Annotated in this window: 12 protein-coding genes; 11 read left to right on the top strand and 1 reads right to left on the bottom strand. The window is 58.2% G+C overall.

Annotated elements, in window-relative coordinates; all coding sequences use genetic code 11:
- Window positions 1-307 (top strand): MBL fold metallo-hydrolase (locus tag AC2FND_RS07605; RefSeq protein ID WP_496768916.1); only part of this gene is annotated, 307 nt, incomplete at its 5' end.
- 7 nt (window positions 308-314) lie between these two features.
- Window positions 315-1,286, top strand: coding sequence for an adenylate/guanylate cyclase domain-containing protein (locus AC2FND_RS07600; RefSeq protein ID WP_496768914.1), 972 nt, complete (start codon window positions 315-317; stop codon window positions 1,284-1,286).
- Between the two features lie 25 nt (window positions 1,287-1,311).
- On the opposite strand, the gene AC2FND_RS07595 is transcribed toward AC2FND_RS07600, so the two are convergent.
- Window positions 1,312-1,770 carry a nucleoside deaminase gene (locus AC2FND_RS07595; protein WP_496768912.1) on the bottom strand — a complete coding sequence of 153 codons (459 nt, stop codon included), beginning with the start codon at window positions 1,768-1,770 and terminating at the stop codon, window positions 1,312-1,314.
- A gap of 61 nt (window positions 1,771-1,831) precedes the next feature.
- Between AC2FND_RS07595 and AC2FND_RS07590 the strand changes: the two genes are divergently transcribed.
- The 9 genes from AC2FND_RS07590 (at window position 1,832) to AC2FND_RS07550 (ending at window position 10,564) form a co-directional block, all read left to right on the top strand.
- Entirely contained in the window at window positions 1,832-2,647 is an 816-nt protein-coding gene (locus tag AC2FND_RS07590) for a pseudouridine synthase (RefSeq protein WP_480506194.1), read from the top strand.
- 175 nt (window positions 2,648-2,822) lie between these two features.
- Window positions 2,823-3,737, top strand: a complete 915-nt coding sequence (locus AC2FND_RS07585) for a 5-bromo-4-chloroindolyl phosphate hydrolysis family protein (RefSeq protein WP_496768911.1) — start codon at window positions 2,823-2,825, stop codon at window positions 3,735-3,737.
- Window positions 3,738-3,767: 30 nt separating this feature from the next.
- Window positions 3,768-4,958: a toxic anion resistance protein gene (locus tag AC2FND_RS07580; protein ID WP_209504635.1), complete on the top strand. Its 1,191-nt coding sequence runs from the start codon at window positions 3,768-3,770 to the stop codon at window positions 4,956-4,958.
- Between the two features lie 13 nt (window positions 4,959-4,971).
- Complete coding sequence (locus AC2FND_RS07575) at window positions 4,972-5,928, top strand: DUF2927 domain-containing protein (RefSeq protein ID WP_496768910.1); 957 nt, start codon at window positions 4,972-4,974, stop codon at window positions 5,926-5,928.
- 22 nt (window positions 5,929-5,950) lie between these two features.
- On the top strand, window positions 5,951-7,096 hold the full coding sequence (locus AC2FND_RS07570) for an SPFH domain-containing protein (RefSeq protein ID WP_480493719.1): 1,146 nt from the start codon (window positions 5,951-5,953) through the stop codon (window positions 7,094-7,096).
- A 47-nt stretch (window positions 7,097-7,143) separates the two neighbouring features.
- Window positions 7,144-8,247 carry a TFIIB-type zinc finger domain-containing protein gene (locus AC2FND_RS07565; RefSeq protein WP_496768908.1) on the top strand — a complete coding sequence of 368 codons (1,104 nt, stop codon included), beginning with the start codon at window positions 7,144-7,146 and terminating at the stop codon, window positions 8,245-8,247.
- 65 nt (window positions 8,248-8,312) lie between these two features.
- Entirely contained in the window at window positions 8,313-8,981 is a 669-nt protein-coding gene (locus AC2FND_RS07560; protein ID WP_480831461.1) for a nitroreductase, read from the top strand.
- A 42-nt stretch (window positions 8,982-9,023) separates the two neighbouring features.
- Window positions 9,024-9,461, top strand: coding sequence for a D-aminoacyl-tRNA deacylase (gene dtd, locus AC2FND_RS07555; protein WP_480831460.1), 438 nt, complete (start codon window positions 9,024-9,026; stop codon window positions 9,459-9,461).
- Window positions 9,461-10,564, top strand: a complete 1,104-nt coding sequence (locus tag AC2FND_RS07550; RefSeq protein ID WP_496768906.1) for a glycerate kinase type-2 family protein — start codon at window positions 9,461-9,463, stop codon at window positions 10,562-10,564. The genes dtd and AC2FND_RS07550 overlap by 1 nt, the downstream gene beginning before the upstream one ends.
- The last annotated feature ends 182 nt before the right edge of the window (window positions 10,565-10,746 follow it).

Genomic DNA, 10,746 nt, shown 5'->3' with positions numbered 1-10,746 from the left:
CGGCTTTATGATCAGTGCCGAGGGGCGCATGCTTTATGTTTCAGGTGATACCGACATCATGGCCGACATGGACTGGATGGGGGATTACTACAAACCTGATATCGGCATCCTGTCAGCGGGCGGGCATTTCACCATGGATATGAAAGCTGCCGCCTACGCCGCCAAAAGATACTTCAACTTCAAGACGATAATTCCCTGCCACTACAAGACCTTCCCGATTCTTGAGCAATCCGCTCAGGCGCTGGCAGGTGCTTTGCCGGGTGTAGACGTCATCGAACCGCAGGTTATGCAGGCGATAAAGCTGTAGGGATGATATGACCAGCGACATTGTCCCTTCACCGGAACTGATCGCAGTTGTTCGGCGATGGAATCAAGCCGTTCATGATAAGGATCGGGCTGTGCTGGTCAACATGCTGTCATCCTCGGAACACCTGCGGTATCAGGGCTCGGCGGATGAAGAGGCATGGTCCGGGCAGGTGTTTCGCCGTGGCTTCACGGATCACACCAAGGAAATCCCGGACTATGACTGGCAGGAACATTCGCTGGAAGCCTTTGAATGTGGGGATGTGGGCTGGGCATTTTGCGAAGCAACGCTGACCTTTCATTCGAACGACAATTCAGCCTGGCACCGCTTTACATTTGTTCTGCATCTGGAAGACGGCGTCTGGAAAATGGTGCAGCTGCATGTGTCTAACCCGACCTCGAACATGGAAAAGATCGGCATCGAGCATTCGGTGTTGAATGCACTGATCGAAGCCGCAAAACAGGAGTTCACACAGGATCAGACCGAGGGAACCGCTTCGGTCATGTTCACTGACATTGTCGGGTCGTCAGATATCACCCGGCACTTGGGTGACAAAAAATGGGCCCAGCTTATTTCCGGTCATTTTGATCTGGCTGAACACCTTATCCAAGCCCATCAGGGACGGCTGGTCAAATCCCTTGGGGATGGCACGATGTCGATCTTCCCGACGGTCCAGGATGCGATTCAGGCAGCAATCGAGCTGCAAAGAAAGAACGCATTGGCAAATTCCGAAACACCTCTGGGTCTGCGGATTGGAATTCATACCGGCGACGTCATACAGAAAGATGAGGATTTCTTCGGGTCCGTCGTCAATAAGGCCGCGCGCGTGACAGACGTAAGTGGCCCGAATGAAATTCATGTCACCGACGTGACCAGATTGCTGGTCAGCCCGGAGGGCGGTCTGAGATTTAGCTCGCCAAAATCGGTCGCACTGAAAGGGTTCGGCGGGCAGCAGACAGTGTATCGCCTGGACTGGAACTGACAGTGGCCGTCCTGTCAAATCCCGGTCATTTTTCTATTCGTTTTTCCGCGAAAAAATCCAGCAGCAAGTTTTCACATTCTTTGGCGGCAATGCCGTCATAGACCTCGGGCTTGTGATGTGCTTGCGGGTGGGAAAAAACCCGCGCGCCATGGGCCACGCCGCCGGATTTGGGATCAGAAGCCCCATAGTAAACGCGCCGGATGCGCGCGGCCGCCAGTGCCGCTGCACACATGGCGCAGGGTTCCAGTGTCACATAGATATCATATCCGGGCAGTCTTTCAGATCCGGCATTGGCACAGGCCGCACGCAAAGCCAGGATTTCTGCATGCGCAGTAGGATCGTTCAACTCACGCGTCCGGTTTCCTGCCTCCGCCACAACAGAGCCATCCGGCCCTACAATGACCGCGCCAACGGGCACTTCGCCGCGATCCGCTGCTGCGCGCGCCTCACGCAGTGCCTGTTCCATATGCGATTTGAATACCATGCCCCTGACTGCATCAGAAACCTGCCTTTCGCAAGCGCGCGGGATAGGGTATGGCCCAGACATGAACAAGACCCCTCCTCCCGGCGACCGGATCGCCAAAGTCCTGGCCCGCGCTGGCGTCGCGTCGCGGCGCGAGGCCGAGCGCATGATCGAAGCTGGCCGCGTGGCCGTGAATGGCAAGACCATCGACAGCCCCGCCCTGAACGTGACGGCGAAAGACAAGATCGTGGTCGACGGCAAACCGGTCTCGGAACCGGAACCCTCGCGTTTGTGGCTGTATCACAAGCCTGCTGGGCTGGTTACGACAACCCGCGACGAAAAAGGGCGCGATACGATTTTCGACAAGCTGCCCGAAGACATGCCTCGGGTGATGAGCGTTGGTCGGCTTGACCTGAATTCCGAAGGTCTGCTGCTGCTGACTAATGATGGTGCTATCAAGCGCAAGCTCGAACTGCCCGCGACCGGCTGGTTGCGCAAATACCGTGTGCGGGTAAACGGCCGCCCGAAAGACGAAGATTTCGAACCGTTGCGCAAAGGGCTGGTGATTGAGGGAGAGCGGTTCCAGCCGATGACCGTCACGCTGGATCGCCAGCAAGGGGCCAATGCCTGGCTGACCATCGGTCTGCGCGAAGGAAAGAACCGAGAAATCCGTCGGGCCATGGAAGATATCGGTTTTAATGTGAACCGTTTGTTGCGGGTTTCTTACGGCCCGTTCCAATTGGGCAATCTGAAGCCGGGCGAAGTCGAAGAAATCCGCCGCCGCGTTATGCGCGATCAACTTGGGCTGGATTCGGATGCCAAACCCGAAGCGGCCCCCAAACGCCCGACGCGACCACAAAGAAAACGCCCGCCCATCGGCAAGAATCCCCGCAAGTGATGCAGGTTCGGCAACCTTCCCCCTAGCGCCAAGCCTGCGTATCCCCTAAATTTTCTGTGATTGCTGCTAATTGGGGAGCGTGATGTCCGGAAGCGGAGTGCAAAAATTCGCCTACGCCGTATTGCTGGCGCTCTTGTTTGGCGTGTGCACAGGCGTGCTTGGGGGCTTGTAACGCATGGCAAAGCGATTTGGCGGCAAGTACAGCCCTCAGGATGATACGTCCGGCGACACTCTTCAGCCCCGTGGGCAATTCGATGGCGCGCGGGTCGAACCTGCGGGCGCGCGTGCCAATGTCCTGTTCATACCGGCCATCCCATTGGTATTTCTGTCGCTGAACGACGGCGCGATTGGCATGACCATAGGTCTGATCGCAGCTGGCCTGCTGACGGCAGCTGCGTTCTTGCTGCGCGAAGGTCTGCGGGCCGAAGCCGCGTTTAACGCCCGCAAGACCGCCCGCCGGCCTGCGTTTCCGCGCAAAATCTTTGCCAGCCTTCTGACAGGGCTGGGCGCCGGTCTTGCGTCCTACCGGACCGAGTTTCTGAATGCTGAAGCGGCATCACAAGTCAGCCTGCTTGCCCCTGTCTTGTTCGGCGTGGCAGCAACCGTTCTGCATTCGGCCTCCTTCGGGTTTGATCCGATGAAGGACAAGGGCATGGAAGGAATTGACACCTTTCAGCAAGATCGCGTTGCCAGGGTCGTTGAGGATGCGGAAAACCGTCTTTCCGAGATGACTGACGCCATCAAACGCGCGGGTGATCGCCGGATCGAAGCCCGTTTGGAACGGTTCCAGGACACCGCACGTGACCTTTTCCGAACGGTCGAGGAAGACCCCCGCGATCTGGCGGGCGCGCGGAAATACATGACGGTTTATCTTCAGGGCGCGCGTGATGCGACGGTCAAGTTCGCGGATGTCTATGCCCGGACCCGCGATGCGCAGGCGATGACAGACTACATCGCGCTACTGGATGATCTGGAACAGAATTTCGCCGCGCGTACGCGCAAAATGCTATTGGATGACCGCAGTGATCTGACGGTCGAAATCGACGTGCTGCGCGAAAGACTGCAGCGCGAAGGCGTCCGGTTGGACTGACCGGCCATTATTTGAGCGAGGAACATCCCCATGTCCGATGAGATCAAGAACAAGGCGGCTCAGGCCGAAACACTGGTGCAGGAAGTCACCGCAGTTGCCCTGCCCGAACCAAAGGCCGAGGTAATCTCGCTTGAAGAAGCCGACGAACCTGTGAGTGCCGAGATTCGTAAGCGCATGGACGAGATCGACATGAGCAACACCAATTCGATTGTTGCTTTCGGGTCTTCCGCTCAGGCCGAATTGCAGGAAATCAGTCAAGCCATGCTTGCGGATGTGCGCAACAAGGATGTTGGCCCGGCAGGCGACAGCCTACGCAATATCGTGACCACCATCCGCGGTTTTTCAGTCAGTGAACTGGATGTGCGCCGCGAGCGCAGCTGGTGGGAAAGGCTGCTGGGCAGGGCCGCGCCATTTGCGAAATTTACCGCTCAGTTCGAAGAAGTTCAGGGGCAGATCGACCGCATAACCGACGATCTTCTGGGGCATGAGCATACACTGCTCAAGGACATCAAATCGCTGGACCTGCTTTATGAAAAAACTCTGGGTTTCTACGATGAACTGGCGCTGTACATCGCAGCGGGTGAAGAAAAGCTGACCGAGTTGGACAGCCATGACATCCCCGAAAGGGAAGCCGCCGTTCAGGCCGCGCCAGAAGAAGAACAGGTGATGAAAGCGCAGGAACTGCGGGACATGCGCGCCGCGCGTGACGATCTGGAGCGCCGCGTGCACGATCTGAAACTGACGCGTCAGGTCACGATGCAGTCGCTGCCGTCGATCCGGCTGGTGCAGGAGAACGACAAGTCGCTGGTCACGAAGATCAACTCGACCCTGGTGAACACCGTGCCCCTGTGGGAAACCCAGCTGGCACAGGCCGTCACCATTCAACGCAGTGCCGAAGCTGCCGCCGCGGTGCGCGACGCCAACGACTTGACCAACGAGCTTTTGACTTCGAATGCTGCCAATCTGCGTCAGTCGAACAAGATGATCCGCGAGGAAATGGAACGCGGCGTGTTCGATATCGAAGCTGTCAAAAAGGCCAACGCAGACCTGATCGGCACCATCAACGAAAGCCTTGCCATTGCGGATGAAGGAAAAGCCAAACGTGCTGCCGCCGAGGCCGAGTTGCAGAAGATGGAAGCGGAACTGCGCGACACTCTGGCATCCGCCAAGGCGCGACGAGACGGGACCGGCGACAACGCTGGAACCGCTGTCCCCGGCTGAGGCTGAACTGGGCGTGCGGGATATTACATATCTGAAACTGGGGTTGGGGATGGCGGCGTTTTTGGCTTTGGCCAATTGCGAAGAAACACTGACATCCTCGATTGCACCACAAGCGCGCCCGGCGCCTGTTTCTGTTGCGGCGAATGCCTATGTACCGCCATCTGCCGCAAGTCAGGATCTGGCGCGGTTTTACCAGCGTGTCGAACGCGACCTTCTGGTCCGGGGGTTATTGCGGACAGACGGGGGCGGCCCCGATACGCCTTATGACGCCCAGGATCTGGCGCGAAATTTCGAAGCGATTGCGTTCTACAGCGAATATCCGACCCAAAACGTTTCCATCGGTTCCCGCCAGACAGACGGGCAACTCAGCCGGTGGTCGGGGCCGGTGCGCATCCAGACCGAGTTTGGGCCTTCCGTGCTGCCCGCTGTTCGGGAACAGGATGCGGAACGGGTTCAATCCTTTGCCACGCGCCTGGCGAGGCTGACGGATCATCCGATTTCCGTGGTCTCCCGAAACGCTAACTTCCACGTCTTTTTCGCGGGCAAGGACGACAGCACCTATGTGGTGTCCCGACTGAAACAGCTGATCCCGAATATCAGTCAGGCTTCGCTAGAGCTGGTCGCAAATCCGAGATCGAATTTCGATTGTTTTGTTTTTGCCTCGGCGACAACGGCGTCTCCGTACAAATATGTGCGCGCCGTTGCGTTGATCCGGGCCGAGCTGACCGAACTGGTCCGCCGCAGCTGTATCCACGAAGAAATCGCACAGGGGCTGGGATTGTCGAACGACAGCCCGGCAGCGCGCCCATCGATCTTCAATGATGATGACGAGTTTGCCCTGCTGACGAGCCATGACGAAAAACTGCTGACAATGCTTTATGATAAGCGGCTGGAGCCCGGCGTGACAGTCGATCAGGCCCGCCCCATCGTGCATGTCATTGCCCGGGAAATGATGGGGCAGCCGCTCTGACACCAAGGACAGGAGAACCCAAATGGGAATATTCGATTTTCTGACCGGAGAATTCATTGACGTCATCCATTGGGTAGACGACACTCGCGACACCATGGTCTGGCGGTTCGAGCGTGAAGGCCATGAAATCAAATACGGTGCCAAGCTGACGGTGCGCGAAGGTCAGGCGGCCGTATTTGTGCATGAAGGGCAGTTGGCGGATGTGTTCACGCCAGGTCTCTATATGCTTGAGACCAACAACATGCCGATCCTGACCACGTTGCAGCACTGGGATCATGGCTTTCAGTCGCCGTTCAAGTCCGAGATCTACTTCGTCAACACGACCCGGTTCAACGACCTGAAATGGGGGACCAAGAACCCGATCATGCTGCGCGACCCCGAGTTTGGGCCGACCCGCATTCGTGCCTATGGCACCTATACCGTGCGCGTAAAAGACCCGGCCAGGTTCCTTGTGGAAATCGTTGGAACCGACGGCGAATTCACCATGAACGAGATCAGCTTTCAGGTCCGCAACATCATCGTGCAGGAGTTCAGCCGCGTTATTTCGGGATCTGGCATTCCCGTATTGGACATGGCGGCGAACACGGCTGATCTGGGCAAACTGATCGCGGCCGAAGTTTCCCCGGTGCTGGAAGGCTATGGGTTGGAAATGCCAGAATTCTACATCGAGAATATTTCGCTTCCGCCAGCGGTCGAGGCCGCATTGGACAAGCGGACCTCGATGGGATTGGCCGGAGATCTGGGTAAATTCACACAGTATTCCGCGGCGGAGGCGATGACGGCTGCGGCCAGCAACCCCAACCAAGGCGGTGGCATGGGCGCAGGTCTTGGCATGGGAATGGGCATGGCAATGGCACAGCAGATGTCAAACATCGCAGCAGGCCAGCCAAGCGGCCCGTGGGGAGCACCCGCCCCCGCTGCCCCGCGACCGGCAGCCTATGTGGCCCCGCCGCCGCCACCGGTCGAGCATGTTTGGCATATCGCCGTAGATGGGCAGACCAGCGGCCCGTTTTCCAAAGCTAGGATGGGCAGAATGGTCAGCGAGGGCGATCTGACGCGCGACACCTATGTCTGGACCGCGGGCCAGGACGGCTGGAAGAAGGCCGGAGACGTGCAGGAACTGGCGCAGTTGTTCACCATTCTCCCTCCGCCGCCGCCGGGGGCCTGACCAAAACGCGATACTCCTCCATCTGTCCTGACACTATTGGGTAATGTATGACACACGCCCCTGACCTTGCAGAGCACCGCTTCCCCTGCCAGCAATGCGGCGCAGATTACCGGTTCAGCCCTGGCGATGGTACGCTGACATGTGATCATTGTGGTCATTCCGAACCCATCGGATCGGGTCCCTGGCAAGGTGCCAGCCTGCGCGAACTGGATTTTGACGCGGCCATTGCGGATCGTCTGCCTGACAGCGAGCTGGAACAGACCCGCGTTCTGTCCTGTCCGAACTGCGCGGCGCAGGTTGAATTCGACCCCAATACGCACGCTGCGGAATGCCCGTTCTGTGCCACGCCGGTGGTAACCGACACTGGTGTGAACCGGCATATCAAACCGAAGGGCGTTCTGCCTTTTGCTTTCGACGAGCGCGAGGCGCATAAGGCGATGAGCGATTGGCTGGGGCGGTTATGGTTCGCGCCAAACGGGTTGAAGGATTATGCCCGCAAGGGCCGCAAGATGCAGGGCATCTATGTGCCTTACTGGACCTTTGATGCCGACACCAAGTCCACCTACCGTGGTGAGCGCGGCGTGATTTATTATGAAACCCGCACCGTGATACGGGACGGTAAACGGGTTCAGCAACAGGTGCCAAAAGTGCGCTGGTCGCCCAAATCAGGTCGTGTTGCGCGGTTTTTTGATGACGTTCTGGTGCTGGCCTCGCAGTCGCTGCCCAAGGCTTACACTGACGCGTTACAGCCTTGGGATCTGCCGGCACTTGAACCTTACCAGCCAGAATACCTCGCCGGGTTTCGCGCCGAGGCGTATACGGTTGAACTCAATGAGGGCTATACCGAGGCCCGCGCGCATATGGCGCGCGTGATCGAACGGGATGTTCGTTTCGATATTGGGGGCGACAAGCAGCGTATCCACACGGTAGACACCGAGGTACGAGACGTCACGTTCAAGCATATTCTGCTGCCGATCTGGATGGCGGCTTACAAATATCGCGGGCAGACCTATCGATTTGTGGTGAACGGTCGAACCGGGCGGGTTCAGGGGGAACGTCCCTGGTCAGCCATCAAGATCACGATTGCCGTTGTTCTGGGCCTGCTTGTTGCCGGGGTTGTCGGGTATCTGGCAGCCAACGGGCAGCAATAGCAACTGCTTGTACATCTCGCGCGGCATGATCATCCTGAGGGTCGGAACATAACAACGAGGCGCTAGTGTCATTCGCAGAACTGAATAACCTTCTGGAGAAACGCCAATCCTGCCGGGCCTTCCTGCCCGACCCTGTACCAAAGGAGCAGATCGAACAAATCGTGGCCAGCGCGGCCCGGGTCCCAAGCTGGTGTAACGCGCAGCCGTGGCAATTGGTGATCACAAGCGGCGCAGAGACCGACAGGTTCCGCGCGGCGATGCAAAACGAAGCTGAAACAGGCGCACCGGCCCCCGATCTTCCGTTTCCCGCGTCATATTCAGGCGTCTATCAAGACCGCCGCCGCGCGTGCGGTTGGGCGCTCTATGAAGCAGTCGGTGTGGAACGCGGGGACCGGGCAGGATCGGCCCAACAAATGATGCGCAATTTCGCTCTGTTCGATGCACCGCATTGCGCCATCGTCTCAAGCCCGGCGGAACTTGGGCCATATGGCGCAATGGATTGCGGAGGGTTTGTTACGGCTTTTTCGTTGGCAGCGCAGGCGTTGGGAGTGGCAACCATTCCTCAGGCCGCATTAGCCGCGTATGGCCCTTTCCTGCACAGATATTTTCGGATCCCGGAAGACCGCCTGATCCTGTGCGCGATTTCCTTTGGGTATTCGGACAGAAAGCACCCCGCAAATAACTTTCGCACAGATCGTGCCGCGCTGGGTGACTTTGTCGACTGGCGCGGCTAAACCATCGCTCAGGCAAGATAATCGCCAAGAGGGGGGAACCACGTGCGCGCGTTGCTGCAAAGAGTTTCGCAAGCCAAAGTATCGGTCGATGGCAACGTCATTGGCGCATCCGGTCCGGGGCTTTTGATTCTTGTCTGCGCCATGCAGGGGGACGATGAGGCTCAGGCTGAAAAACTGGCCCGGAAAACCGCCAGACTCAGGATCTTCAAGGACGACGCGGGCAAGATGAACCGCTCGCTTCTGGATGTAAAAGGGTCAGCCTTGGTGATCAGCCAGTTTACATTGGCGGCAGATACAACAAGCGGTAACAGGCCGGGGTTTTCAACTGCAGCACCGCCCGAACTGGGCGAGCATCTGTATAACACCTTCGCAGACCACCTTGCTGCGCAAGGTGTAGCGGTGGAAACTGGACAATTCGGGGCCGACATGGCCGTTGAACTTGTCAACGACGGACCGGTCACAATCTGGGTGGAGACTTGATGGATACTGAAAAGCAAGCCGTTCAACTTTGGCGCGCCGGAGTTGAGGCCGTTGACGGATACACCGCCACCGAGGCCGCCCTGCACGACATCCCGAAACCGGATCGTATTCTGGCCGTTGGCAAGCCTGCCGCCGCCATGGCACGGGCGGCGTTGGAGCAGTTCGGCGCGGTGCCCACGCTTGTCGTGACCAAGGACGATCACGGTCGGGACTTGCCTGACACTGTCGAGGTGATCGAAGCCTCGCACCCGGTTCCGGACAACCGCAGCCTTGCAGGCGGGCGCGCTCTGCGTGCTGCGCTGGAGCAGATGGAACCCGGATCACATGTGCTGCTTCTGGTGTCGGGTGGCGCGTCTTCGTTGGCCGAGGACCTTTTGCCCGGAAAATCACTGAGCGATCTTGAAGCGTTGAACCGCAAGTTACTGTCAGAGGGAATGGACATCGGCGCTATGAACGCTGAGCGGCGCAAACTGTCCCGCATCAAAGGCGGGGGTTTACTGTCGCACTTTGCGGGCGCGCGCGCGACCGTTCTGGCCATCTCGGACGTACCGGGCGACGACCTCAATATCATTGGATCGGGTATCGGCGCTTTGCCTTCCAGCCACACATTTGGGGCCACCACTCGGATCGTGGCCTCAAACGCCCATGCCCGCAATGCGGTTGCGCAAGCCGCCGAAGCAACTGGGCTAAAGGTTTGGGCCAATGAAGAGGCGCTGCATGATGACTATCTGAAGGTCGCCGCACATCTTGGCCAACTGCTACGCGGCATGGAGAAGGGCGTGATGGTCTTCGGTGGGGAACCGACTGTGGTCTTGCCGGATCACCCTGGGCGCGGTGGACGAAACCAGGCATTGGCACTTGCACTGGCGCGGGAAATCTCCGGGCAATCAAACCTGACAGTTGTTGTCGGCGGCACGGACGGCACAGACGGACCGACCAATGCGGCAGGGGGAATCATTACCGGTGCAACATGGAACGAAAGCGGTATAGCCGCCCTAAAAAAAGCTGACAGCGGCTCGTTTCTTGAAAAAGCCCAAGCCTTGCTGACAACCGGGCCAACTGGCACCAATGTCATGGACTTGGTTGTCGCAATACGTGGATGATTTGGCGTATTTCATGCCGCCCCGGACCGTAAAGGCTCGGAAACTGGTCTGAAACACGATTGTATCATAGTATTCTTGTGGAAAGGGCCTCGCACCGAACAAGGTTACTTGCGCTTCGGCCTTCGGCATTGAGGAGAAATACCCTTGCCCGGCCCGCTGAAATAAGCCAACGTTGACTCATG

This window comes from Ruegeria sp. BHSB056, assembly GCF_059613305.1.
Note: the sequence above shows the minus strand (reverse complement) of the source record. Positions and strands in the feature narration are given on the sequence as shown.

Bases quoted from the DNA above. Each gene is read 5' to 3' on its own strand.
- AC2FND_RS07600 (WP_496768914.1), top strand. From the start codon at position 315: ATGACCAGCGACATTGTCCCTTCACCGGAACTGATCGCAGTTGTTCGG.
- AC2FND_RS07595 (WP_496768912.1), bottom strand. From the start codon at position 1,770: ATGGTATTCAAATCGCATATGGAACAGGCACTGCGTGAGGCGCGCGCA.
- AC2FND_RS07590 (WP_480506194.1), top strand. From the start codon at position 1,832: ATGAACAAGACCCCTCCTCCCGGCGACCGGATCGCCAAAGTCCTGGCC.
- AC2FND_RS07585 (WP_496768911.1), top strand. From the start codon at position 2,823: ATGGCAAAGCGATTTGGCGGCAAGTACAGCCCTCAGGATGATACGTCC.
- AC2FND_RS07580 (WP_209504635.1), top strand. From the start codon at position 3,768: ATGTCCGATGAGATCAAGAACAAGGCGGCTCAGGCCGAAACACTGGTG.
- AC2FND_RS07570 (WP_480493719.1), top strand. From the start codon at position 5,951: ATGGGAATATTCGATTTTCTGACCGGAGAATTCATTGACGTCATCCAT.
- AC2FND_RS07565 (WP_496768908.1), top strand. From the start codon at position 7,144: ATGACACACGCCCCTGACCTTGCAGAGCACCGCTTCCCCTGCCAGCAA.
- AC2FND_RS07550 (WP_496768906.1), top strand. From the start codon at position 9,461: ATGGATACTGAAAAGCAAGCCGTTCAACTTTGGCGCGCCGGAGTTGAG.